Raw genomic sequence first — 23,737 nt, forward strand, 5'->3', positions numbered from 1 at the left:
GCGATGCCGCTGCACCTCATGGAGCACCCCGAGGACGTCGCCGTCGTCCGGCTGCCGAGCGGGGAGGACCCCGCCTTCGACTGGCGCAGCGGCCCGCTGGCCTCGCTGACCCGCACGGCGGACGAGACCTCCGTCGTGTGCGCGAGCGCGGCCGTCCCCGCGGGCGCGCGGTCCGAGGGGCCGTTCCGGGCCGTCGAGGTGGCCGGCCCGCTGGACTTCTCCGCCGTCGGCGTCTTCGCCGAGGTCCTCGCGCCGCTCGTCGACGCCGGCATCTCCGTCCTCGGCCTGTCGACCTTCGACACCGACTGGGTCCTCGTGCCCGCCACCCGGACCGACGACGCCTCACGGGTCTGGCGCCGCGCGGGGTTCGTCGTCACCCCCACCACCCTCGACGGGAAGAGGTCCTGATGTCCGTCACCGCCCCGCGCGGGTTCCGCGCCTCCGGCGTCGTCGCCGGGCTCAAGGCCTCCGGCCGGCCCGACGTCGCGCTCGTCGTCAACGACGGGCCCGACCACCACGCCGCCGCCGTGTTCACCGGGAACCGGGTCGAGGCCGCCCCCGTCACGTGGTCGCGCACCGTCGTGGCGGACGGCCGCGCCGACGTCGTCGTCCTCAACAGCGGCGGCGCCAACGCGTGCACCGGGGCGCCGGGCTTCCAGGACACCCACGTCACGGCCGAGCACGTCGCCGCGGCCCTCGGCGTCGCGGCCGGGGACGTCGTCGTGTGCTCCACGGGGCTCATCGGCGAGCGGCTGCCCATGGAGCGACTCCTCGGCGGGGTCGACGCCGCCCACGCCGCCCTGGCCGCCGACGGCGGGGGCGAGGCGGCCGAGGCGATCATGACGACGGACTCGGTGCCCAAGACCGCGACCGCGGCCCGCGACGGCTGGTCGGTCGGCGGCATGGCCAAGGGGGCGGGCATGCTGGCCCCGGCCCTGGCGACGATGCTCGTCGTCGTCACCACCGACGCCGTGGTCCCCGACGCCGCGGCGCTCGACAGCGCCCTGCGCGAGGCCACCCGCACGACCTTCGACCGCGTCGACTCCGACGGGTGCATGTCGACCAACGACACCGTCGTCCTGCTCGCCTCGGGCGCGTCGGGGTCCACCCCCGACGCAGGCGAGCTCACCGAGGCCGTCACCGCCGTGTGCGCCGACCTGGCCCGGCAGCTCGTCGCCGACGCCGAGGGCGCCCACCACGACATCGCCGTCGAGATCCGCGGCGCGGCCAGCGAGGCGGACGGCCTCGAGGTCGCCCGCTCCGTGGCCCGCAACAACCTCTTCAAGTGCGCGGTCTTCGGCGGCGACCCCAACTGGGGCCGCGTGCTCGCCGCGGTCGGCACCACCGGGGCCGCCTTCGACCCCGCGACGCTCGACGTGTCGATGAACGGCGTGCAGGTCTGCCGGGCGGGCGGCGTGGGGGAGAGCCGGGACCTCGTCGACCTCGCCGCGCGCGAGGTGCACGTCCTCGTCGACCTGCACGCCGGCGACGAGACCGTCACGGTGTGGACCAACGACCTCACCCACGACTACGTCCACGAGAACTCCGCGTACTCCACCTGACCCGCAGGAGAGCCCTCCGATGACCCCTCCCGACCAGGCCCTGCGCGGCGCCATCGACGCCGCGGCGCTGCGCGTCGCCCAGGCCAAGGCCAACACCCTCGTCGAGGCCCTGCCCTGGCTCGAGCGCTTCCGCGGCGCGCTCGTCGTCGTCAAGTACGGCGGCAACGCGATGACCGACGACACCCTCAAGCAGGCGTTCGCCGAGGACGTCGCCTTCCTCCGCTACGCCGGCCTGCGCCCGGTCGTCGTCCACGGCGGCGGCCCGCAGATCAAGGCCATGCTCGACCGGCTGGGCCTGGAGACCGAGTTCAAGGCCGGCCTGCGGGTGACCACCCCCGAGGTCATGGACGTCGTGCGGATGGTCCTCACCGGCTCGGTGGGGCGCGAGCTCGTCGGCCTGCTGAACCAGCACGGCCCGGTCGCCGTCGGGCTCTCCGGCGAGGACGCCGGGCTGTTCGGGGCGCGCAGGCGGGGGGTCACCGTCGACGGCGAGCCGCAGGACATCGGCCTCGTCGGTGATGTCGAGCAGGTGAACCCCGGCGCCGTCCTCGACCTCCTGGACGCCGGACGGATCCCCGTCGTCTCCACCGTCGCGCCCGACCTCGACGCCGAGGGACAGGTGCTCAACGTCAACGCCGACACCGCCGCGGCGGCGCTGGCCGCGGCGCTCGGGGCCCGCAAGCTCGTCGTCCTCACCGACGTCGAGGGGATCTACGCGCAGTGGCCCGACCGCGACTCGCTGCTCTCCCGGCTCTCGCTCTCCCGCGCCCGCGAGCTGCTGGGCACCGTGGACGCCGGGATGATCCCCAAGCTCGAGGCGTGCATCCGGGCCGTGGAGGCCGGGGTGCCACAGGCCCACGTGGTCGACGGGCGGCAGCCGCACGGCATCCTCTTGGAGATCTTCACCCAGGAGGGCATCGGGACGATGGTGTCCGACGACGAGGACGGAGACGACGCATGACCGCGCAGGCCCCCCACACCGAGGAGCTCCTCGGCCGCTACGAGCGCTCCCTGCTCGGGGTGTTCGGACGGCCCCAGCTCGTCCTCGACCACGGCGACGGCGCCTGGGTCTGGGACGTCGACGGCCGCCGCTACCTCGACCTCGTCGGCGGCCTGGCCGTCAGCGCGCTCGGCCACAACCACCCGGCCCTCGTCACGGCGGTGTCGAAGCAGGCGGGACAGCTCGTGCACGTCTCGAACTTCTTCACCTCGGTGCCGCAGGTCGAGCTGGCCGAGCGCATCCTCGGCATCACCGGCGCCCCCGAGGGCTCGGCGGTCTTCTTCTGCAACTCCGGTGCCGAGGCGATCGAGGGGGCGGTCAAGCTGGCCCGTCGCACCGGCCGGACCGGGATCATCGCCGCCGAGGGCGCCTTCCACGGCCGCACCACCGGTGCGCTGGCGCTCACCCACAAGCAGGCCTTCCGCGAGCCGTTCGAGCCGCTCATGCCCGGGGTCGTCCACCTGCCCTGGGGCGACGTGGCGGCGCTGGAGCAGGCCGTCGGCCCGGACACCTCCGCCGTCGTGCTCGAACCCATCCAGGGCGAGGGCGGCGTCGTCCCCGCGGACCCCGAGTACCTGCGGGCCGCCCGCCGCCTCACCGCCGAGGCCGGCGCGCTGCTCGTGGTCGACGAGATCCAGACCGGGATCGGGCGCACCGGCAGCTGGTTCGCCTGCCAGCAGGCTGGGGTGGTCCCCGACGCGATGACGCTGGCCAAGGGCCTCGGCGGAGGGGTGCCGATCGGCGCGCTCGTCACCTTCGGCCCGGAGGTCACCGCGCTGCTCGCGGCCGGCCAGCACGGCACGACCTTCGGCGGCAACCCGCTGTCCTGCGCCGCCGGGCTGGCCGTCCTGGACACCATCGAGTCCGAAGGGCTCATCGCGCACGCCCGGGCGGCCGGGGAGCACCTGGAGCGCCGCGTCCGGGACCTGGGGGACCCGCGGGTCACCGGCATCCGCGGCGCCGGGCTGCTGCGCGCGGTGACCCTCGCGGGGGAGTGGTCGGCAGCGGTCACCGCCCACGGCCGGGATGCAGGCCTCATCCTCAACCCCGTCGCGTCCGACGCGATCCGCCTCGCGCCACCGCTCGTCGTCACCACCGACCAGCTGGACCTCTTCGTCGACGCCCTGCCCGGGCTGCTCGACGCCGCCACGGAGGAGGGCCCGTGACCCTGCGCCACTTCCTGCGCGACGACGACCTGGCGCCCGCCGAGCAGGCCGAGGTGCTGCGCCGCGCCGCCGCGCTCAAGGCGGCGCCGTACGACGACCGCTGCCTCGAGGGCCCGCGGATGGTCTCGATCATCTTCGACAAGCCGACGCTGCGGACCCAGGTGTCGTTCATGGCCGCGGTGTCCGGGCTCGGCGGCGAGCCGATGGTCGTCGACGGGCGCCTGGCCGGCATCGGCGAGCGCGAGTCCGTCGCCGACGTGGCGCGCATCCTCGGACCGCAGAGCGCCGCCGTCGTGTGGCGCACCTTCGCGCAGTCCGACCTCGAGCTCATGGCGCGGTACGCCGGCGTGCCCGTCGTCAACGCCCTCACCGACGACTTCCACCCCTGCCAGGTCCTCGCCGACCTGCAGACCGTCGCCGAGTCCTTCGACGACCTCGCCGGGCTCACCTTCGCCTACCTCGGCGACGGCGCGAACAACATGGCCCAGTCCTACCTCCTCGGCTGCGCGACGGCGGGCATGCACGTGCGCATCGGCACCCCGGCGACCCACCGGCCCTCCGCGGCCGTCCTCGCCCGCGCGCAGGAGGTCGCCGCCGGGACCGGCGGGTCGGTCCTCGTCACCGACGACCCGGTGGCCGCCGTCACCGGCGCGGACGTCGTCGCCACCGACACCTGGGTGTCGATGGGCATGGAGGACCAGGCGGACCTGCGCCACGGCGACGGCGGCCCGTTCGAGCCGTTCCGGGTCGACGCGTCGCTCTTCGGCCACGCGGCCGGGCACGCGGTGTTCCTTCACTGCCTGCCGGCCTACCGCGGCTTCGAGGTCACCGAGGAGGTCATCGACGGACCGCGCTCGCGGGTCTGGGACGAGGCCGAGAACCGGACGCACGCGCAGAAGGCGCTGCTGTCCTGGCTCGTCGAGCAGGCGTCGTCGTGACCGTCTCCACGACCCGGGCCGCGCGGCAGCAGCGCATCGCCGAGATCCTGCGGGCGGTCCAGGTCCGCAACCAGACCGAGCTGCTCGACCTGCTGGCCGAGGACGGCATCGAGGTCACCCAGGCCACGCTCTCGCGCGACCTCGTCGACGTCGGCGCCGAGCGGGTGCGGGTCGGCAAGACCCTCGTCTACGCCGTGCCCGAGGAGGGCGGGGACCGGACGGTACGGGTCGCGGCGCACGCGGAGGAGCGGGTCTCGCGGCTGCAGTCGCGCTGCCAGGAGCTGCTCGTCTCGGCCGACCTGTCGGCCAACCTCGTCGTCCTGCGGACCCCGCCCGGCGCCGCGAACTTCCTCGCCTCGGCCATCGACCACACGACCGTCGACGGGGTGCTCGGCACCATCGCCGGCGACGACACGATCATGGTCATCACCGCCGGTCCCGAGCGCAGCCGCGAGGTCGTCGACCGGCTCCTGTCCTACACCCGGAAGGACCCCTCGTGAGCACCCCCGACCCCGCCGCCCCGGCCGCCGTCAGCCTCTGGGGCGGGCGCTTCAGCGGCGGACCGGCCGACGCGCTCGCCGCGCTGTCGGTGTCGACGCACTTCGACTGGCGTCTCGCGCTGCACGACCTCGCGGGGTCGCGGGCGCACGCCCGGGTGCTGCACGCCGCCGGGCTGCTCGACGACGCCACCCTCGCGGCCATGCTCGACGCGCTGGAGCGGCTGCGGGCCGACGTCGAGTCCGGGGCGTTCGTCGCCGACCCGGCCGACGAGGACGTCCACACCGCGCTGGAGCGCGGTCTCATCGAGCGGGCCGGCCCGGAGGTCGGCGGGCGGCTGCGGGCCGGGCGCTCGCGCAACGACCAGATCGCCACCCTGGGCCGGATGTACCTGCGCGAGCACGCCCGGCGGGTCGCGGGTCTCGTCCTCGACGTCGTCGACGCCCTCACCGCGCAGGCGCGCGAGCACCTCGGGGTGCCCATGCCCGGACGCACCCACCTCCAGCACGCCCAGCCGGTACTGCTCTCCCACCACCTGCTCGCCCACGCGTGGGCGCTGCTGCGCGACGTCGACCGCTTCCGCGACTGGGACGTGCGCGCCGGGGTCTCGCCCTACGGGTCGGGAGCGCTGGCCGGCTCCTCCCTCGGGCTCGACCCCGAGGCCGTCGCCACCGACCTCGGGTTCGGCGCCGCGGTCGAGAACTCCATCGACGGCACCGCCTCGCGCGACTACGCCGCCGAGTTCGCCTTCGTCGCGGCCATGGTCGCCGTCGACGTCTCGCGGCTCGCCGAGGAGGTCATCCTCTGGGCCACCAAGGAGTTCTCGTTCATCACCCTCGACGACGCGTACTCGACGGGGTCGAGCATCATGCCGCAGAAGAAGAACCCGGACGTCGCGGAGCTCGCCCGGGGCAAGGCCGGCCGGCTGGTCGGCGACCTCGCGGGCCTCATGACGACGCTCAAGGGCCTGCCGCTGGCGTACAACCGGGACCTCCAGGAGGACAAGGAGCCGGTCTTCGACGCCGTCGACACCCTCGAGCTGCTGCTGCCCGCGTTCTCCGGGATGGTCGCGACGCTGGCGTTCGACACCGGGCGCCTGGCGTCGCTGGCCCCGCAGGGGTTCTCGCTCGCCACCGACGTCGCCGAGTGGCTCGTCCGGCAGGGGGTGCCCTTCCGCGTCGCCCACGAGGTGGCGGGCGCCTGCGTGCGGCGCTGCGAGGAGCGCGGCATCGAGCTGTGGGACCTCACCGACGCCGACCTGGCCGAGGTGTCCGAGCACCTGACGCCGGGGGTGCGCGAGGTGCTGTCGGTCGAGGGCTCGCTGGCCTCGCGGGCCGGCAAGGGCGGCACGGCGCCGGCGCGGGTCGCCGAGCAGCTGGACCGCGTCGTCGCGGTCGCGCGCGAGGCCCGCACCTGGACCACCGACGTGCCGGTCGCCCGCTGAGCGCGCACCCGGTCCCGTGACCGCGCCGGAGGGCCTGGCCGGGGTGCTCGGCGGCCCCGTCCTCACGGTCGCCCCGGCGCTGCTCGGGGCACGGGTCACCCACGCCGGCGTCACCGTCCGCCTCACCGAGGTCGAGGCGTACGCCGCCGCCGGGGACCCGGGGTCGCACGCGTTCCGGGGCCGCACCGCCCGCAACGGCGCGATGTTCGGGCCGGCCGGCCGGCTCTACGTCTACTTCACGTACGGCATGCACTTCTGCGCCAACGTCGTCACCGGCGCCGACGGGGAGGCCTCGGCCGTCCTCCTGCGCGCCGGCGAGGTCGTGGCCGGCGGCGACACCGCGCGGCGCGGTCGCGACCACCTGCGCGAGCGCGACCTCGCCCGCGGTCCGGCCCGGCTGGCCGTCGCCCTCGGGCTCGACCGCGAGCACGACGGGCTCGACCTCCTGGACGGCACGCTGGTCCTCGCGCAGCCCCCGGCGGACCCGGCGCGGGTCCGCACCGGGCCGAGGGTGGGGGTCAGCGGCGAGGGCGGCGACGGCAGCCGCTTCCCCTGGCGCTTCTGGCTCGACGGCGAGCCGACGGTCAGCCCCTACCGGCCCGCGGTCCGGCGCCGGCGAGGCTGACCCGCAGCACCGCGTCGCGTACGGGCGCCCCGCGCCGCAGGAGGGCGGTCCGCATGACGACGCCCGACGCCGCCCGCGCCGCCTGCGTCACCGGCAGCCGCCGGGCCTCCCAGCGGGCGAGCGGGGCGCCGGCGCGCAGCGCGGCGGCCAGCGACACGGCGTCGAGGACCGCCTCGCCGGCCCCGCGTCCGAGGTTGGGCGTCATGGCGTGCGCGGCGTCCCCGAGGACGACGTAGCGGCCGCGCGTGTAGCGCCGCAGCGGCGGAGCGACCCAGACCCGGGTGGCGGACGTGCCGGGCCCGGCCTCCGCGAGCGTCCGGCGCAGCGCCGGGTGGGCGTCCCCGAACGCCGTCCGCGCCTGCGCGAGCACGGCGGGCACGTCGAGCGGCTCGGGGCCCGCGGCGCCCCGGTGGGTCGTGAACCAGGAGCCGCCGTCCCCGAACGCCACGAGCCCGAACAGCGCTCCCGGTCCCCAGTACTCGCCGACCCGGTCCGGCTCCGGCGCCCGGGGCAGGACCCCGCGCAGGGCGAGGTACGGCGTGGACCGCCGGGCGCTCCTGGCGGGGTCGACGAGACCGCGGACCCGGCTGCGCACGCCGTCCGCGCCGACGACGAGGTCGGCGTCCAGGTCCTCCGGAGCGGTCACCTCGTCCTCCACCCGCCGCACCCCTCGCGGGAGGGCCGCGGCGAGGGCGGCCAGCAGCGCCGGACGCGGGACCGCCGCGAGCCCGGGGTCGTGGGCGGAGGTCAGTGGCCGCCCCGCGAGGTCGAAGAGCCGCCCCCGTCCCACGGGGCGCAGGTCGTGCCGCACCGCGTCGAGGACCCCGAGCCGGTCCAGCGCCCGGCCGGCCGAGCGCCACAGGACGAGCGAGGACCCGGCACCGGCCCGGCCGGGGTCGGCCTCGTGGACGACGACCTCGACGTCGCGGCCCAGCGCCACCGCCAGCGTCAGCCCGGCGATCCCGCCCCCGACGACCGCGACGCGGCGGACGGGGGAGCGGGCCATCCGGTCATGCTGGCAGACCGCCGGGACGGCACGAGGGGCCCGGGGCGTCGACGACGACCGTCCCGGCGACGAGGTCGTGGAGGGCCCGGTGCCGCGCGGTGCGCCACGCGAGGACGAGGGTGAGGACGAGCAGCAGCAGCGAGGCGCCGTAGGTGACGCCGACCACGATCGGCGCGTCGACCTCCAGCGCGAGACGGACCACCGCGACGTGCGCGAGCTGCCAGGGCAGCAGCTTGACGGCGGCGCGGGCCAGCGCCCGGCCCCGCCCCACCCGGCGCCCGTCGACGGTCGTGACGACGAGGCCGCGACGCCGCTTGCCCCACGTGGCCTGGGCCGCGCCGCCCTCGGTGAGGCCGAGGTAGAGCGCGACGGGCAGGACGGAGCAGGCGAGGGCGAGGAGGTCGGTGGCGAGGACGGAACCGCGCAGGTCCGGGCCGAGCACCTGCACCCCGACCCCGACGAGGGCGGCGCCGGCGAGCAGGCCCACGACGACGAGGTAGTCCAGACCCAGCGCCGCGAGGCGGTCGCGAGGGCCGGCCGCGTCGCTCGCCTCGATCGCCATCGGCCCAACCTAGGGCCCGGGCGGGTCCCGCGTCGCGGCCCGGCGGTCAGGAGTCCTCCAGGTGACGCCGCAACGTGCGGGACATGACGTCGGCCAGGGGGTGCCCGCGCGGGGTGTAGTAGGCGATGCCCCCGAGCGCCTGCTCCACGCCGTTGGCCCAGGCCCGGGCCCAGGTCGCGTCGTCGACGTCGAGGAGGGACCGGTAGCGGCGCCGCGCCGGCCCGTCGAGGACGGCCCAGGCCGGGACGACGTCGAGGGCGGGGTCGGCCGCGGTGAGGTAGCCCCAGTCGATGACGGCGGTGAGCCGCCCGTCGCGCACGAGGAGGTTGCCGGGGATGAGGTCGCCGTGGGTCGGGACGTACGCGACGTCGGCGTCGGCCGCCCCGGCACACCGGTCGAGGCGGCGACGCACCCGGTCGGTGTCGACCCACGCCGGGAGCGGACCGGACTCCCCGGCGAGCCAGCGGTGGGCGCGGTCCAGCACGCCGGCGAGCGGACCGCCGCGCCGCCCCGACCCGCGCCGGACCAGGCCCGTCGGCGACGCCGCGCGCAGCGCCGTCACGACCGCGGCGAGGTCCTCGGCCAGGGCCAGGTCCGCCGCACCCCCGAGCCGGTCACGGGCCGCCCAGGCGTCCTCGCCGTCCAGCCAGGTGAGCACGGCCCACGGGTACGGGTAGGCGCCGTCGGGCTCCCCGCGGTGCACGACGACGGGGACGGGGACGGGGACCACCCGCGCCACCACCTCGAGCTGCCCCAGCTCCCCGACGAGGCTCTCGGCGGCACCCGCGGTCCGGGGCAGGCGGACGACGAGGTCGTCGCCGAGCCGGTACATCGCGTGGTCGGTCCCCGACGTCGACAGCGGCCGCAGGGGCAGCCCGGCCCAGGCCGGTCCGGCCGACCGCACCAGCGACCGGACCACGTCCTCGCCGGTGTCGGCCTCCTCGTCGTGGATGCGTCGCACCCGCCGAGCCCACCACGTCGGCCGGCCGCAGTCCACCGCGTCGTCGGGGAGGGCCGCGGGAGCCCCGGGCCGCCGGCCGCGTGGGACCCGGGGACGCCGGCGACCCTCGTCGTGGCAGGCTGGGCGTGTCCGGCGGTCCGCCGGCGACGACGACCGGGAAGGACGAGCACCGTGGCCGACATCCTCGACGAGCTGCAGTGGCGGGGACTGGTGGCGCAGACCACCGACGAGTCCGCCCTGCGCACCGCACTCGCCGACGGTCCGATCACGGCGTACTGCGGCTTCGACCCCACCGCGCCGTCGCTGCACTTCGGCAACCTCGTCCAGCTCGTCGTCCTGCGGCACCTGCAGAAGGCGGGGCACCGGGTCATCTGCCTCGTGGGGGGCTCGACCGGGCTCATCGGGGACCCCCGGCCGACCTCGGAGCGGGTGCTGAAGACCAAGGAGCAGACGGCCGAGTGGGTCCGGCGGATCCAGGACCAGGTGCGCCCGTTCCTCGACACCGGCGGTGAGAACCCGGCGGTGTTCGTCGACAACCTCGAGTGGACGGCCGGCCTCAGCGCGCTGGACTTCCTGCGCGACGTGGGGAAGCACTTCCGGGTCAACCAGATGCTGAAGAAGGACGCGATCGCGGCCCGTCTCTCCAGCGACGAGGGCATCTCGTACACGGAGTTCAGCTACCAGCTGCTGCAGGGGCTCGACTACCTCGAGCTCTACCGGCAGTACGGCTGCACCCTCCAGACCGGGGGCAGCGACCAGTGGGGCAACCTCGTCGCGGGGTCGGACCTGGTCCACCGGGCCGAAGGGGCGTCGGTCCACCTCCTGACGACCCCGCTGCTCACCGACTCCTCGGGCGAGAAGTTCGGCAAGAGCGCGGGCAACGCCATCTGGCTCAGCGCGGACATGACCAGCCCGTACGCCTTCTACCAGTACTGGCTCAACGTCGAGGACGCGTCGGTCGTCACCCTCCTCAAGGTGCTCACCGAGCGCACCCGCGGGGAGGTCGAGGAGCTGGTGCGGCAGGTCGCCGACGAGCCGTGGAAGCGGGCCGCCCAGCGCGCGCTCGCGGCCGACGTCACGACCCTCGTCCACGGGGCGACGGCGACGGCCGCGGTCCAGGCGGCGAGCGAGGCCCTCTTCGGCACGGGGGACCTGCGCGGTCTCGACGGACCGACCCTGCGGGACGCCACCGCGGAGCTCCCCGGGGGGACGGTCGCGACCGGCATGTCCGTCGTCGACGCCCTCGTGGCGGTCGGGCTGGTCGACTCCCGCAACGCGGCGCGGCGCACCATCGGGGAGGGCGGGGCGTCGGTCAACGGCAGCAAGGTCGCCGACGTCGAGGCCGTCATCGAGGAGGCCGACGTCCTCGCCGGGGGCGTCGTCGTGCTCCGCCGGGGCCGTAGGAACCTGGCCGCCGGCCGGGTGCACGACGCCCCGACGCCATGATCGGCAGTTACCTGAGAGCGAGACCCGTTGCCCGGCAACGGGTCTCGCTTCGTGGAGGGGGGTCGAGGGCGTACGCAGGCGAGGGCGATTTGTGTTCCGCGACGGACGTCCTCTAATGTTCTCGACGTCAGCCCGAGAGGGAGGAACGGACACCAAGCGGCAGGGCCGAACAGCCCCGCACCAAGAAGGCCGGTCCCACGAGCTGACACTCACCCCCAGCAAGACCACGGGTCGCGACAGCGCCCGGAGGACGAGGTGGAGGAAGCGCCCGACAGGGTGCTAGGGTGAGGCCCACCGCAGAGATCCAAGCGCGATCGAAGCCGGCCGCTCGAGGAGCGGGTCACGGATTTGACGCCCAAGCATGGACGCGGTTACGTTGGACCGGTTGCTTCCCAGCGACTGGGACAGCACCGACGGAACAGCCCCGGACGACGAGCTCACTGAGCGACTCGGCGGTGCGCGTCCGAACCTTGAGAACTCAACAGCGTGTCAAAAATCGATGCCAATTACCTCGTCACGTCGAGGTGGGGCACCGGCCATCGGCCGGGATCCCGCGGAGACGTCACGAAAATCCTTTGGTTGACAACGAACAACAGCGAAAGCTGGTTGTTCGTGCTCAGCCAGTGAAACAACCCTCCAAGGGTACAGATTTCTCGGCCTCGCGCCGAGAGTCACACATCAACGGAGAGTTTGATCCTGGCTCAGGACGAACGCTGGCGGCGTGCTTAACACATGCAAGTCGAACGGTGAAGGACGGAGCTTGCTCCGACCGGATCAGTGGCGAACGGGTGAGTAACACGTGAGTAACCTGCCCCAGACTCTGGAATAACCCCGGGAAACCGGAGCTAATACCGGATACGAGACGGAGAGGCATCTCTACCGTCTGGAAAGTTTTTCGGTCTGGGATGGACTCGCGGCCTATCAGCTAGTTGGTGAGGTAAAGGCTCACCAAGGCGACGACGGGTAGCCGGCCTGAGAGGGCGACCGGCCACACTGGGACTGAGACACGGCCCAGACTCCTACGGGAGGCAGCAGTGGGGAATATTGCACAATGGGCGAAAGCCTGATGCAGCGACGCCGCGTGAGGGATGACGGCCTTCGGGTTGTAAACCTCTTTCGACAGGGAAGAAGCGAAAGTGACGGTACCTGTAGAAGAAGCACCGGCTAACTACGTGCCAGCAGCCGCGGTAATACGTAGGGTGCGAGCGTTGTCCGGAATTATTGGGCGTAAAGAGCTTGTAGGCGGTCTGTCGCGTCTGCTGTGAAAATCCGGGGCTCAACCCCGGACTTGCAGTGGGTACGGGCAGACTAGAGTGTGGTAGGGGAGACTGGAATTCCTGGTGTAGCGGTGAAATGCGCAGATATCAGGAGGAACACCGATGGCGAAGGCAGGTCTCTGGGCCACTACTGACGCTGAGAAGCGAAAGCGTGGGGAGCGAACAGGATTAGATACCCTGGTAGTCCACGCCGTAAACGTTGGGAACTAGGTGTGGGTCTCATTCCACGAGATCCGTGCCGCAGCTAACGCATTAAGTTCCCCGCCTGGGGAGTACGGCCGCAAGGCTAAAACTCAAAGGAATTGACGGGGGCCCGCACAAGCGGCGGAGCATGTGGATTAATTCGATGCAACGCGAAGAACCTTACCAAGGCTTGACATATACGAGAACGCGTCAGAGATGACGTTCTCTTTGGACACTCGTATACAGGTGGTGCATGGTTGTCGTCAGCTCGTGTCGTGAGATGTTGGGTTAAGTCCCGCAACGAGCGCAACCCTCGTTCTATGTTGCCAGCGCGTCATGGCGGGGACTCATAGAAGACTGCCGGGGTCAACTCGGAGGAAGGTGGGGACGACGTCAAATCATCATGCCCCTTATGTCTTGGGCTTCACACATGCTACAATGGCCGGTACAGAGGGCTGCGAAACCGTAAGGTGGAGCGAATCCCAAAAAGCCGGTCTCAGTTCGGATTGGGGTCTGCAACTCGACCCCATGAAGTCGGAGTCGCTAGTAATCGTAGATCAGCAACGCTACGGTGAATACGTTCCCGGGCCTTGTACACACCGCCCGTCAAGTCACGAAAGTCGGTAACACCCGAAGCCGGTGGCCCAACTCTTTGAGAGGGAGCCGTCGAAGGTGGGACTGGCGATTGGGACTAAGTCGTAACAAGGTAGCCGTACCGGAAGGTGCGGCTGGATCACCTCCTTTCTAAGGAGCACTGGCCGCGCAAGCGGTCCAGAGCCTGGTCCGACCGCGAATGTCGGTCGGCAGGTGCTCAAGGGTGGAACATCGATTATTTGGCACCGGGTCGACCCGGGCACGTCAGTACAGCTCCTTCATGGAGAGTGGAACGCGGCCCGGAGAGGCACGGTGCCTGACACGTTGTTGGGTCCTGAGGGCTCGGGCGTCATGCTCACCTCAGGCCGTTATGGCCAGGACCCTCGTCACGGACGAACCGCCGGCATCAGCCGGCAGGCGCCGAAGCATGACGAGGGGCCCGCCCGTATGTTGAGAACTACACAGTGGACGCGAGCATCTTAAATCTTTGTGGCTCAAGTTTATAAGGGCACACGGTGGATGCCTTGGCACCAGGAACCGAAGAAGGACGTAGGAATCTGCGATAAGCCTCGGGGAGTCGATAACCAGACTGTGATCCGAGGATTTCCGAATGGGGAAACCCGGCTGGAGGCAAGTCCAGTCACTCCTGTCTGAACACATAGGGCAGGTAGAGGGAACGTGGGGAAGTGAAACATCTCAGTACCCACAGGAAGAGAAAGCAACCGCGATTCCGTGAGTAGTGGCGAGCGAAAGCGGAACAGGCTAAACCATATCTGTGTGATAGCTGTCAGGCGTTGCAGGTATGGGGTCGTGGGACTTCTCGGTCAGTACTGACATGCTGACATGGAGTCAAAAACTCGCGTGATAGTCGAAGGACATTGAAAGGTCCGGCACAGAGGGTGCGACCCCCGTAGACGAAATCATGCGAACTCCAGAGAACCATCCCAAGTAGCACGGGGCCCGAGAAATCCCGTGCGAATCTGGCGGGACCACCCGCTAAGCCTAAATATTCCCTGGTGACCGATAGCGGACAAGTACCGTGAGGGAAAGGTGAAAAGTACCCCGGGAGGGGAGTGAAATAGATCCTGAAACCGCGTGCCTACAATCCGTCGGAGCCTCCTTGTGGGGTGACGGCGTGCCTTTTGAAGAATGAGCCTGCGAGTTAGTGCTCAGTGGCGAGGTTAACCCGTGTGGGGAAGCCGTAGCGAAAGCGAGTCCGAACAGGGCGAATGAGTCGCTGGGTCTAGACCCGAAGCGGAGTGATCTACCCATGGCCAGGTTGAAGCGACGGTAAGACGTCGTGGAGGACCGAACCCACTTAGGTTGAAAACTGAGGGGATGAGCTGTGGGTAGGGGTGAAAGGCCAATCAAACTCCGTGATAGCTGGTTCTCCCCGAAATGCATTTAGGTGCAGCGTCACGTGTTTCTTACCGGAGGTAGAGCTACTGGATAGCCGATGGGCCTCACCAGGTTACTGACGTTAGCCAAACTCCGAATGCCGGTAAGTGAGAGCGTGGCAGTGAGACTGCGGGCGATAAGGTTCGTAGTCGAGAGGGAAACAGCCCAGATCACCAGCTAAGGTCCCTAAGCGTGTGCTAAGTGGGAAAGGATGTGGAGTTGCATTGACAACCAGGAGGTTGGCTTAGAAGCAGCCACCCTTTAAAGAGTGCGTAATAGCTCACTGGTCAAGTGATTCCGCGCCGACAATGTAGCGGGGCTCAAGCACACCACCGAAGCTGTGGCATTGACACTTCTGCCCGGCCGTGACACCTGCGGGTCCACGGTCCAAGCGTGTCGATGGGTAGGGGAGCGTCGTGCGGCCAGGGAAGCGGCGGAGTGATCCAGCCGTGGAGGCCACACGAGTGAGAATGCAGGCATGAGTAGCGAATGACGGGTGAGAAACCCGTCCGCCGAATAACCAAGGGTTCCAGGGTCAAGCTAATCTGCCCTGGGTAAGTCGGGACCTAAGGCGAGGCCGACAGGCGTAGTCGATGGACATCCGGTTGATATTCCGGAACCGGCGAAGAACCGCCCATGACGAACCTTCTGATGCTAAGCGCCTGAAGCTCTTGTCCGACCCTTCGGGGAACGACCTGAGTGGAGCGCGCGACCCGAGGTTGTAGTAGTCAAGCGATGGAGAGACGCAGGAAGGTAGCCTCCGCGTGGCGATGGTAGTCCACGTCCAAGGGTGTAGGGAGTGAGATAGGCAAATCCGTCTCACACATATCCTGAGATCTGATAGTGACCGCGAATGCGGGAAGCAGGGTGATCCTATGCTGCCAAGAAAATCTTCTAGCGAGGTTCGAGCCGCCCGTACCCCAAACCGACTCAGGTGGTTAGGTAGAGAATACCAAGGCGATCGAGTGAATCGTGGTTAAGGAATTCGGCAAAATGCCCCCGTAACTTCGGGAGAAGGGGGGCCCAGACCCTGAAGGAGCTTGCCTCCTAGGGGAAAGGGCCGCAGAGACCAGGGAGAAGCGACTGTTTACTAAAAACACAGGTCCGTGCGAAGTCGCAAGACGATGTATACGGACTGACGCCTGCCCGGTGCTGGAAGGTTAAGAGGACGGGTTAGATCTTCGGGTCGAAGCTCAGAATTTAAGCCCCAGTAAACGGCGGTGGTAACTATAACCATCCTAAGGTAGCGAAATTCCTTGTCGGGTAAGTTCCGACCTGCACGAATGGCGTAACGACTTCTCCACTGTCTCAACCGCGAACTCGGCGAAATTGCACTACGAGTAAAGATGCTCGTTACGCGCAGAAGGACGGAAAGACCCCGGGACCTTTACTACAGCTTGGTATTGGTGTTCGGTACGGCTTGTGTAGGATAGGTGGGAGACTGTGAAGCATGCACGCCAGTGTGTGTGGAGTCAACGTTGAAATACCACTCTGGTCGTTCTGGATGTCTAACCTCGGTCCGTGATCCGGATCAGGGACAGTGCCTGGTGGGTAGTTTAACTGGGGCGGTTGCCTCCCAAAATGTAACGGAGGCGCTCAAAGGTTCCCTCAGCCTGGTTGGCAATCAGGTGTCGAGTGTAAGTACACAAGGGAGCTTGACTGCGAGACAGACATGTCGAGCAGGGACGAAAGTCGGAACTAGTGACCCGGCGGTGGCTTGTGGAAGCGCCGTCGCTCAACGGATAAAAGGTACCCCGGGGATAACAGGCTGATCTTGCCCAAGAGTCCATATCGACGGCATGGTTTGGCACCTCGATGTCGGCTCGTCGCATCCTGGGGGTGGAGTTGCTCCCAAGGGTTGGGCTGTTCGCCCATTAAAGCGGTACGCGAGCTGGGTTTAGAACGTCGTGAGACAGTTCGGTCCCTATCCTCTGTGCGCGTAGGAAACTTGAGAAGGGCTGTCCCTAGTACGAGAGGACCGGGATGGACGAACCTCTGGTGTGTCAGTTGTTCTGCCAAGAGCACCGCTGATTAGCTACGTTCGGAAGTGATAACCGCTGAAAGCATCTAAGCGGGAAGCGCGCTTCAAGATGAGGTTTCCATGGGGCTTGCCCCGAGAGGCTCCCGGCTAGACTACCGGGTTGATAGGCCAGATGTGGAAGTGCAGCAATGCATGAAGCTGACTGGTACTAATAAGCCGACAACTTGACTCACACTCAAGACTTTTGCTCGCGTCCACTGTGCAGTTCCCGAGATACGGTCGGGAAGACTGACATCTCCATAGAGTTTCGGCTGTCATAGCGAAAGGGAAACGCCCGGCTCCATTCCGAACCCGGAAGCTAAGCCTTTCAGCGCCGATGGTACTGCACTGGAGACGGTGTGGGAGAGTAGGACGCAGCCGGACATACTTTGGAAAAGGGCCCGTCGTTTGCGACGGGCCCTTTTTCGTGCCCATTTCGCGGTGATCGGTGTCCGTAGACTCCACGGACGGTCGAGGTACCGTGCACGACGCAGGACGAGAGGACGAGATCGCGTGAGCGAGAACGAACGGCGTGGGCCCGGGGCCGGCGGTCGTGGCGGCGCGGGTGGACCACGCGGTGGGCGGGGCGCCGGCCCCCGAGGTGGACGACCCGGAGGCGGGCGTCCCACCGGTGGCCGCGACGGTGGCGGGCGACCGGGGACACGCGACGGCGGAGGGCGCGGACGTCCGGACCGTGGGGGAGCGGACCAGGAGCGACGCAGCGGCAGCCGGCTCGCGCCCAAGGGCCCACGGCTGCCCGAGCCGCGCATCCCGGACGAGGTCACCGGCAAGGAGCTCGACCGCTCCGTCCACGTGCAGCTGCGCACCCTCTCCAAGGAGAACGCCGAGGGCGTGGCCAAGCACCTGGTCATGGTGGCGGTGTTCCTCGAGGCGGACGAGATCGACGCCGCGCTCGCCCACGCCGAGACCGCCGTGCGCCGCGCCGGCCGGGTCCCGGCCGCCCGGGAGGCGCTCGGCATGGTGGCCTACCGTTCCGGTGACTTCGCCCGGGCCCTCACCGAGTTCCGCACCGTGCGCCGGCTCAGCGGGTCCTCGCACCTGCTGCCGCTCATGGTCGACTGCGAGCGGGGCCTCGGCCGGCACACACGGGCGCTGGAGCTCGCGGCGAGCCCCGAGGCCAAGGACCTGACCGCCGCGGAACGGGTCGAGCTCGCCATCGTCGTCTCCGGGGTCCGGCGCGACCTCGACCAGCCGGACGCCGCCCTGCTGGCGCTGCAGGTGCCCGAGCTCGCGCGGGGTCCGAAGGCCGGGGTCCACCGGCTGCACTACGCCTACGGCGACGCGCTCGTGTCCCTCGGCCGGGCGGACGAGGCGCGCGAGTGGTTCCTCCGGGCGATCGAGGGGGACACCGAGAACGAGACCGACGCCGTGGAGCGGCTCGAGGAGCTCGACGGCGTCGCCTTCACCGACCTCGGTCCCGCCGAGGACGACGAGGCCGTCGGCGTCGCCCCCACCCCTCCGGACGAGCAGGACGGGGCGGACGAACCGGGGTCGCCGACGTGACCTCGCTGGCCGGCCGCTACGACGCGCTCGTCTGCGACCTCGACGGCGTGGTCTACCGCGGGCCGGAGCCGGTGCCGCACGCCGTCGAGGCCCTGCGCTCCGTACCGGTCCCCGTCCTGTACGCGACGAACAACGCCTCGCGCACGCCGGACGGGGTCGCCGAGCACCTGCGCGGACTGGGGCTCCCGTGCCGCGCCGACCAGGTGGTGACGAGCAGCCAGGCCGCGGCGTGGCTGCTCGGCCGGGAGCTGGCCCGCGGGGCGCACGTCCTCGCCGTAGGCGGCGACGGCGTGGCCGCCGCCCTGACAGAGGCGGGCTTCGCGGCCGTCCTGCCGGCCGACGCCGAGGACGGCCGGTCCCCCGACGCCGTCGTCCAGGGCTACGGTCCCGCGGTGAGCCACGCCGACCTCGCCGAGGCCGCCTTCGCCGTGGAGGCCGGAGCACGCTGGGTCGCGACGAACACCGACGCCACGCTGCCGACCGCACGCGGGATCGCCCCCGGCAACGGGACGCTGGTCGCCGCCGTCGCGCGCGCCGTCGGCCACGAGCCCCATCTCGTCGCCGGCAAGCCGGAGGCGCCGCTGTACCTGCTGGCCGCCGAACGGCTCGGCCTGCCCGCCCATCGGCTGCTCGCGGTCGGCGACCGGCTCGACACCGACATCGAGGGGGCGCGCCGCGCGGGCCTGGACTCGCTGCTCGTGCTCACCGGCGTCGACGACGTCGACGCCCTGCTCGCCGCTCCGAAGGAACGGCGACCCACCCTCGTCGCCGCGGACCTGCGCGGCCTCCTGCACGACCCGGACGCGGGGGACCCCTCGCTCACGGACGTCGCCGCCCGAGTGGCGGAGGCGCACCGGGCCGCCGACGCGGGCGAGGACGCCGCCACGCCCCGGGCGGACGTGGTGTCCCTGCTGCAGCGGCTGCAGGACGAGTAGCGTGGGCGACCGGCCCCATCCGTCCGGTCGAGGAGGACCCATGGTCACACGCACGCTCCGCGCCTACGTCGAGCTCGCCGCCGGTCTCGGCGAGCTGACCCGGGCCCGCGCCGTCGAGGCGGCCCAGGAGATCCTGGCCTTCGCCGGCTCCGACCCCTCACCGCGCCAGGTCGCCACCCAGGTCACCCGGCTCGCGGACGACCTGCTGAGCGCGGCCGAGCACAACCGCGAGCAGGTGCTCGCGCTCGTGCAGCGCGAGGTCGACACCGCGATCGGCCGCCTCGACGCGGGTCGGATGCTCGGGGAGGTGCAGACGCTCGCGACCACCGTCACCGGGCTCGCCGCCCAGGTCGACGAGCTGGCCCGGGCGATGGGCGTCCGGTCCGGACGGGGCGGCGCTCCGGCAGCCGCGCCGGTCGAGCCGGTCCTCGCGACCCCGGCCGCCGTCGACGTCACCGCGCCGCCGACGCCGCGACCCACCGCGAAGCAGACCGCCGCCCGCCGGGCCGCCCGGGCCCGGGGCGCCGCGACCTCCACCGCGCGCGGTCCCGCCGACGTCGTCGCGTCGCCGACGACGACGGCGTCGGCGACGAAGAGCACGCCGGCGAAGAAGGCATCCACCAGGAAGGCGTCCGCGAAGAAGGCGTCCACCACGAAGACGACGGCGAAGAAGGCGTCCGCGACGAAGAGCACGCCGGTGAAGAAGGCATCCACCAAGAAGGCGTCCGCGAAGAAGGCATCGAGCGAGAAGGCGTCGACCAAGAAGGCGTCGACGAAGAAGGCGTCCGCGACGAAGAGCACGCCGGCGACGACATCGCCCGCGAAGAACGCATCCACCACGAAGTCGTCGACGAAGAAGGCATCGGCGAAGAAGGCATCGACGAAGAAGGCATCGGCGAAGAAGGCGTCGACGACGAAGGCCACGCCCACGACGACCGGCGGGTCCGGCACGTGACGGGCAGCCCGCCCCCCGGACCCGACACCTCGGACCCGGCCACGACGGCGCCGGAGCCCCCGGAGACCGGCGACGACACCGTCGACGACGCCCTGCGTGAGCTGGCCCGGGTGCCGGCCGACGACCTCGACAACCAGCTCGAGACGGGCGAGCGGCTGCAGCAGACCCTGCGCGCGCGGCTCGGCGACCTCGGGGGCTGACATCCCGCGGCTCGACGCCGAGCTGGTGCGGCGCGGCCTGGCCCGCTCGCGGGGCGACGCGCGCGACCTCGTGGCCGCCGGGCGGGTGTCGGTCGACGGCCGCCCGGCCCGCAAGCCGGCGCATCCCGTCGACCCGGTGAGCGACATCGTCCTGTCCGGGGACGGGGCGCGCTGGGTCGGGCGCGGCGCCCTCAAGCTGCGCGCCGCCCTCGACCGGTGGACCCCGCTCGGGCTCGACGTGCGCGGTCGCAGCGCCGTCGACGTCGGTGCCTCCACCGGCGGTTTCACCGAGGTCCTCCTCGACGCCGGTGCCGCCCACGTCGTGGCCCTCGACGTCGGCCGCGGGCAGCTGGTCCCGGCCCTCGCCGCGGATCCCCGGGTCAGCGACCGCTCCGGCACCACCGTGCGCGGCGTCGACCCGGCCTCCCTCGGCGGCCCCTTCGACGTCGTCGTCACCGACCTGTCCTTCATCTCCCTCACCCTCGTCGCCGCGGAGCTGGCCGCCCTCCTCGCGCCGGGCGGCGACCTCGTCGCCCTCGTCAAGCCGCAGTTCGAGGTCGGCCGGGCCCGGCTCGGGTCGCGCGGCGTCGTCACCGACGCGGGCGACCGGGCCGACGCGCTGCGCTCGGTCCTCGCGGCGTTCGCCGACCGCGGGCTCCGCGCCCGGGCCCTGGCGCCCTCGCCCGTCACCGGGTCGACGGGCAACGCCGAGTACCTGTTGTGGGCACGGTCGGAGGCGTCGGACACAATGACGGGGGACGAGGTGGAGGCGGCCGTCGAGGCCGTCGTCCACGACACCGACGGAGGAGGACCATGACGACGCCGACGCGCCGGGTCCTGCTCGTCACCCACGCCACCCGGGCCGACGCCCGGGAGCTCGCCGCCGCCGTGGCGGGCAAGCTGCTCGGCTCCGGCATCGGGGTGTGCGCTCCGCGCGCCGACCTGCACGACACACCGCTGTCCCGGGTCGAGGGCGTCGGCGCGGTCGACGAGCACGACGACGACCTCGACTGCGAGCTCGTGTGCGTCCTCGGCGGCGACGGCACGATCCTGCGCGGAGCGGAGATCTCCCGCGGCTCGGGCGCGCCGCTGCTCGGGGTCAACCTCGGGCACGTCGGCTTCCTCGCCGAGGCCGAGCGCGAGGACCTCGACGCCACCGTCGAGCACATCTGCGCCCGCGACTACACGGTCGAGGAGCGCACGACCCTCGAGGTGCGGGCGCGGGCCGACGGCCGCGAGGTGTTCTCGTCGTGGGCCCTCAACGAGGTGACGGTCGAGAAGGCCGCCCGCGAGCGGATGCTCGAGCTCACCGTCGAGATCGACGGCCGGCCCCTGTCGACGTGGGGCTGCGACGGTGTCGTCGTCGCGACCCCGACGGGGTCGACCGCCTACGCGTTCTCGGCCGGCGGGCCCGTCGTCTGGCCCGACGTCGAGGCGCTGCTGCTCGTCCCCATCAGCGCGCACGCCCTCTTCGCCCGCTCCGTGCTCGTCGGCCCCACCTCGCACGTCGCAGTGCAGCTGCTGCCGGACTCCGACGCGCGCGCCGTCCTGTGGTGCGACGGCCGCCGCGCCGCCCCGCTGCCGCCCGGCGCCCAGGTCGAGGTCCAGCGCTCCGCGCAGCCGGTGCGCCTCGCCCGGCTCTCCGCGGGCGTGTTCACCGACCGGCTCGTCCAGAAGTTCGACCTCCCGGTGCACGGCTGGCGCGGCGGGGCCCGGCGCTCCCGGGGGGCGGAGCCCCGGCCGTGATCGAGGAGATCCGGATCCGCGACCTCGGCGTCATCGACGAGGCCGTGCTGCCGCTGCACCCCGGGCTCACGGTCCTCTCCGGCGAGACCGGGGCCGGCAAGACGATGGTCGTCACCGGGCTCGGGCTCCTGCTCGGGGGCCGCGGCGACTCCGCCCTCGTGCGCACCGGTGCGGCGCGCACCGTCGTCGAGGGGGTCCTCAACCTCCCCGACGGCCACCCCGCCACCGTCCGCGCCGAGGAGGCCGGGGCCGACGTCGCCGACGGGCTGGTGCTCGTGCGCACCGTGCAGGCCGACGGCCGCTCCCGGGCGCACGTCGGCGGCCGCGCCGCCCCCGTGGGCGTCCTCGGCGAGCTGGCCGAGCACCTCGTCGCCGTCCACGGCCAGGCCGACCAGTGGCGGCTGCGCCGGGCCGACCAGCACCGCGAGGTGCTCGACGCCTCGGCCGGCCCCGACCTCCAGGAGGCCCTCGAGGCCCACCGGCGCGTGCACGCCGACCTCACCGCCGCCGAGGCCGAGCTCGCCGACCTGCGCGCCGCCGCCGCCGAGCGGGCCCGTGAGGCCGAGTCCCTGCGCACCGGGCTGGAGCGGATCGAGGCGCTGGACCCCCGGCCGGGCGAGGACGCCGCGCTGCGCGCCGAGTCCGACCGGCTCGGGCACGCCGAGGAGCTACGGGCGGCGGCCGGCGCCGCGCACGACGCGCTGAGCGGCGACCCCGACGACCCCGCCGCCGCGCCCGGTGTGCTCGACGCCCTGGCCGGGGCCGCCACCCGGATCGGCCAGGCGTCCGCCAGCGACCCCGCGCTCGCCGCCCTCGGCACCCGGGTCGACGAGCTGCGTTACCTGGCCGCCGACGTCGCGGCCGACCTCGGCTCCTACCTGGCCGACGCCGACGTCGACCCGGCGCGGCTGGACCACGTCGAGGCCAGGCGGGCCGCCCTCACCGAGCTGACCCGTCTCTACGGCGAGACCGTCGACGACGTCCTCGAGTGGGGCCGCGAGGCCGCCGCCCGCGTCGAGCTGCTCGAGGGCACCGGCGACCGGATCGGCGACCTCGAGCGACGGGCCGAGGAGCTCACGGCCGAGCGGGAGGAGGTGGCCGCGCGGCTCACCGCCTGTCGCCAGGAGGCCGCCGCCACGCTCGGGGCCCGGATCACCGAGGAGCTCGCGCACCTGGCGATGGGCTCGGCCACCGTCACCGTCGCGGTCGAGGACGCCGGCCGTCACGGCCCCGACGGGCGGGACGTCGTCGAGGTGCGCCTCGCCTCCGGGCCCGGCACGACGCCGCGCTCGGTGGTCCGCGCGGCCTCCGGCGGCGAGCTGTCGCGGGTCATGCTCGCCATCGAGGTCGCCACCGCCGACGGCGCCTCGTCCGTCCCCACCTTCGTCTTCGACGAGGTCGACGCCGGGGTCGGCGGGCGCGCGGCCCTCGACGTCGGGGCCCGGCTGGCCGCGCTGGCCCGGCACGCCCAGGTCGTCGTCGTCACCCACCTCGCGCAGGTCGCGGCGCACGCGGACCGCCACCTCGTCGTCGAGAAGTCCGACGACGGGCACGTCACCCGCAGCATGGTCCACGAGGTCGAGGGCGAGGACCGGGTCGCCGAGCTCGCGCGGATGCTCGGCGGGTCGGGCACCGACGCGGCCCTGGACCACGCCCGCGACCTCCTCGCGCGTTCCCGGCCCTGAGCCCGGCTCTGG

19 protein-coding genes and 3 rRNA genes are annotated in these 23,737 nt (G+C 71.7%); 19 read left to right on the plus strand and 3 right to left on the minus strand.

The features are described from left to right. Positions 1 to 3: 3 nt before the first annotated feature. From EPD83_RS06840 to EPD83_RS06875, 8 genes are read left to right on the plus strand one after another with little or no spacing between them, the layout of a single operon-like run. Complete coding sequence (locus EPD83_RS06840; RefSeq protein WP_128368021.1) at positions 4 to 408, plus strand: ACT domain-containing protein; 405 nt, start codon at positions 4 to 6, stop codon at positions 406 to 408. After that, positions 408 to 1,562: a bifunctional glutamate N-acetyltransferase/amino-acid acetyltransferase ArgJ gene (gene argJ / locus EPD83_RS06845; RefSeq protein ID WP_205859442.1), complete on the plus strand. Its 1,155-nt coding sequence runs from the start codon at positions 408 to 410 to the stop codon at positions 1,560 to 1,562. Before EPD83_RS06840 ends, argJ begins: the two co-directional genes overlap by 1 nt. A gap of 19 nt (positions 1,563 to 1,581) precedes the next feature. Further along, on the plus strand, positions 1,582 to 2,523 hold the full coding sequence (gene argB / locus EPD83_RS06850; protein ID WP_165566391.1) for an acetylglutamate kinase: 942 nt from the start codon (positions 1,582 to 1,584) through the stop codon (positions 2,521 to 2,523). Then, positions 2,520 to 3,728: an acetylornithine transaminase gene (locus EPD83_RS06855; protein ID WP_128368619.1), complete on the plus strand. Its 1,209-nt coding sequence runs from the start codon at positions 2,520 to 2,522 to the stop codon at positions 3,726 to 3,728. Before argB ends, EPD83_RS06855 begins: the two co-directional genes overlap by 4 nt. Positions 3,729 to 3,730: 2 nt before the next feature. Next, on the plus strand, positions 3,731 to 4,666 hold the full coding sequence (gene argF / locus EPD83_RS06860; protein WP_128367252.1) for an ornithine carbamoyltransferase: 936 nt from the start codon (positions 3,731 to 3,733) through the stop codon (positions 4,664 to 4,666). Then, on the plus strand, positions 4,663 to 5,166 hold the full coding sequence (argR, locus tag EPD83_RS06865; protein ID WP_128367251.1) for an arginine repressor: 504 nt from the start codon (positions 4,663 to 4,665) through the stop codon (positions 5,164 to 5,166). The genes argF and argR overlap by 4 nt, the downstream gene beginning before the upstream one ends. Further along, positions 5,163 to 6,608 (plus strand): argininosuccinate lyase, encoded by a 1,446-nt coding sequence (gene argH, locus EPD83_RS06870; RefSeq protein WP_128367250.1) that lies wholly within the window; start codon positions 5,163 to 5,165, stop codon positions 6,606 to 6,608. The genes argR and argH overlap by 4 nt, the downstream gene beginning before the upstream one ends. Before the next feature lie 16 nt (positions 6,609 to 6,624). Beyond that, positions 6,625 to 7,233, plus strand: a complete 609-nt coding sequence (locus EPD83_RS06875; RefSeq protein WP_128367249.1) for a DNA-3-methyladenine glycosylase — start codon at positions 6,625 to 6,627, stop codon at positions 7,231 to 7,233. Here the strand turns inward: EPD83_RS06875 and EPD83_RS06880 are convergent. The 3 genes from EPD83_RS06880 to EPD83_RS06890 are packed head-to-tail and all read right to left on the minus strand — an operon-like array spanning position 7,193 to position 9,762. Further along, positions 7,193 to 8,239: an FAD-dependent monooxygenase gene (locus EPD83_RS06880; protein ID WP_128367248.1), complete on the minus strand. Its 1,047-nt coding sequence runs from the start codon at positions 8,237 to 8,239 to the stop codon at positions 7,193 to 7,195. The genes EPD83_RS06875 and EPD83_RS06880 overlap by 41 nt on opposite strands. A 4-nt stretch (positions 8,240 to 8,243) precedes the next feature. Continuing rightward, entirely contained in the window at positions 8,244 to 8,801 is a 558-nt protein-coding gene (locus EPD83_RS06885; RefSeq protein WP_165566392.1) for an RDD family protein, read from the minus strand. Between the two features lie 46 nt (positions 8,802 to 8,847). Beyond that, positions 8,848 to 9,762, minus strand: a complete 915-nt coding sequence (locus tag EPD83_RS06890) for a phosphotransferase (protein ID WP_128365974.1) — start codon at positions 9,760 to 9,762, stop codon at positions 8,848 to 8,850. 171 nt (positions 9,763 to 9,933) lie between these two features. Here EPD83_RS06890 and tyrS point away from each other — a divergent pair, with 171 nt between their 5' ends. The 11 genes from tyrS to recN all read left to right on the plus strand — a co-directional run bounded on the left by tyrS (position 9,934) and on the right by recN (position 23,725). After that, positions 9,934 to 11,208 (plus strand): tyrosine--tRNA ligase, encoded by a 1,275-nt coding sequence (gene tyrS / locus EPD83_RS06895; RefSeq protein ID WP_128365975.1) that lies wholly within the window; start codon positions 9,934 to 9,936, stop codon positions 11,206 to 11,208. A 678-nt stretch (positions 11,209 to 11,886) separates the two neighbouring features. Next, a 16S ribosomal RNA gene (locus EPD83_RS06900) occupies positions 11,887 to 13,412 on the plus strand. 342 nt (positions 13,413 to 13,754) lie between these two features. Further along, positions 13,755 to 16,873: ribosomal RNA gene (locus EPD83_RS06905) — 23S ribosomal RNA — on the plus strand. Between the two features lie 74 nt (positions 16,874 to 16,947). Next, a 5S ribosomal RNA gene (rrf, locus tag EPD83_RS06910) occupies positions 16,948 to 17,064 on the plus strand. Together the 16S, 23S and 5S rRNA genes form the textbook arrangement of a ribosomal RNA operon. Before the next feature lie 429 nt (positions 17,065 to 17,493). Then, positions 17,494 to 18,204 carry a tetratricopeptide repeat protein gene (locus EPD83_RS06915; protein WP_235950387.1) on the plus strand — a complete coding sequence of 237 codons (711 nt, stop codon included), beginning with the start codon at positions 17,494 to 17,496 and terminating at the stop codon, positions 18,202 to 18,204. After that, complete coding sequence (locus EPD83_RS06920; protein WP_128365976.1) at positions 18,201 to 19,139, plus strand: HAD-IIA family hydrolase; 939 nt, start codon at positions 18,201 to 18,203, stop codon at positions 19,137 to 19,139. Before EPD83_RS06915 ends, EPD83_RS06920 begins: the two co-directional genes overlap by 4 nt. A gap of 40 nt (positions 19,140 to 19,179) precedes the next feature. After that, positions 19,180 to 20,094 carry a hypothetical protein gene (locus tag EPD83_RS06925; RefSeq protein WP_165566393.1) on the plus strand — a complete coding sequence of 305 codons (915 nt, stop codon included), beginning with the start codon at positions 19,180 to 19,182 and terminating at the stop codon, positions 20,092 to 20,094. Continuing rightward, complete coding sequence (locus EPD83_RS06930) at positions 20,091 to 20,294, plus strand: hypothetical protein (protein WP_165566394.1); 204 nt, start codon at positions 20,091 to 20,093, stop codon at positions 20,292 to 20,294. Before EPD83_RS06925 ends, EPD83_RS06930 begins: the two co-directional genes overlap by 4 nt. Before the next feature lies 1 nt (position 20,295). Then, complete coding sequence (locus EPD83_RS06935) at positions 20,296 to 21,111, plus strand: TlyA family RNA methyltransferase (RefSeq protein WP_165566399.1); 816 nt, start codon at positions 20,296 to 20,298, stop codon at positions 21,109 to 21,111. Beyond that, positions 21,108 to 22,040 carry an NAD kinase gene (locus EPD83_RS06940; RefSeq protein ID WP_165566395.1) on the plus strand — a complete coding sequence of 311 codons (933 nt, stop codon included), beginning with the start codon at positions 21,108 to 21,110 and terminating at the stop codon, positions 22,038 to 22,040. The genes EPD83_RS06935 and EPD83_RS06940 overlap by 4 nt, the downstream gene beginning before the upstream one ends. Continuing rightward, entirely contained in the window at positions 22,037 to 23,725 is a 1,689-nt protein-coding gene (recN, locus tag EPD83_RS06945; protein WP_128366833.1) for a DNA repair protein RecN, read from the plus strand. The genes EPD83_RS06940 and recN overlap by 4 nt, the downstream gene beginning before the upstream one ends. Positions 23,726 to 23,737: the final 12 nt, after the last annotated feature.

The sequence above is a fragment of the Phycicoccus flavus genome, from assembly GCF_004025965.2.
Taxonomy (GTDB): Bacteria; Actinomycetota; Actinomycetes; order Actinomycetales; family Dermatophilaceae; genus Phycicoccus; species Phycicoccus flavus.

Coding starts and splice junctions, on each gene's coding strand:
- EPD83_RS06840 (WP_128368021.1), top strand. CDS start 4: ATGCCGCTGCACCTCATGGAGCACCCCGAGGACGTCGCCGTCGTCCGG.
- argJ (WP_205859442.1), top strand. CDS start 408: ATGTCCGTCACCGCCCCGCGCGGGTTCCGCGCCTCCGGCGTCGTCGCC.
- argB (WP_165566391.1), top strand. CDS start 1,582: ATGACCCCTCCCGACCAGGCCCTGCGCGGCGCCATCGACGCCGCGGCG.
- EPD83_RS06855 (WP_128368619.1), top strand. CDS start 2,520: ATGACCGCGCAGGCCCCCCACACCGAGGAGCTCCTCGGCCGCTACGAG.
- EPD83_RS06880 (WP_128367248.1), bottom strand. CDS start 8,239: ATGGCCCGCTCCCCCGTCCGCCGCGTCGCGGTCGTCGGGGGCGGGATC.
- EPD83_RS06885 (WP_165566392.1), bottom strand. CDS start 8,801: ATGGCGATCGAGGCGAGCGACGCGGCCGGCCCTCGCGACCGCCTCGCG.
- EPD83_RS06925 (WP_165566393.1), top strand. CDS start 19,180: ATGGTCACACGCACGCTCCGCGCCTACGTCGAGCTCGCCGCCGGTCTC.
- EPD83_RS06940 (WP_165566395.1), top strand. CDS start 21,108: ATGACGACGCCGACGCGCCGGGTCCTGCTCGTCACCCACGCCACCCGG.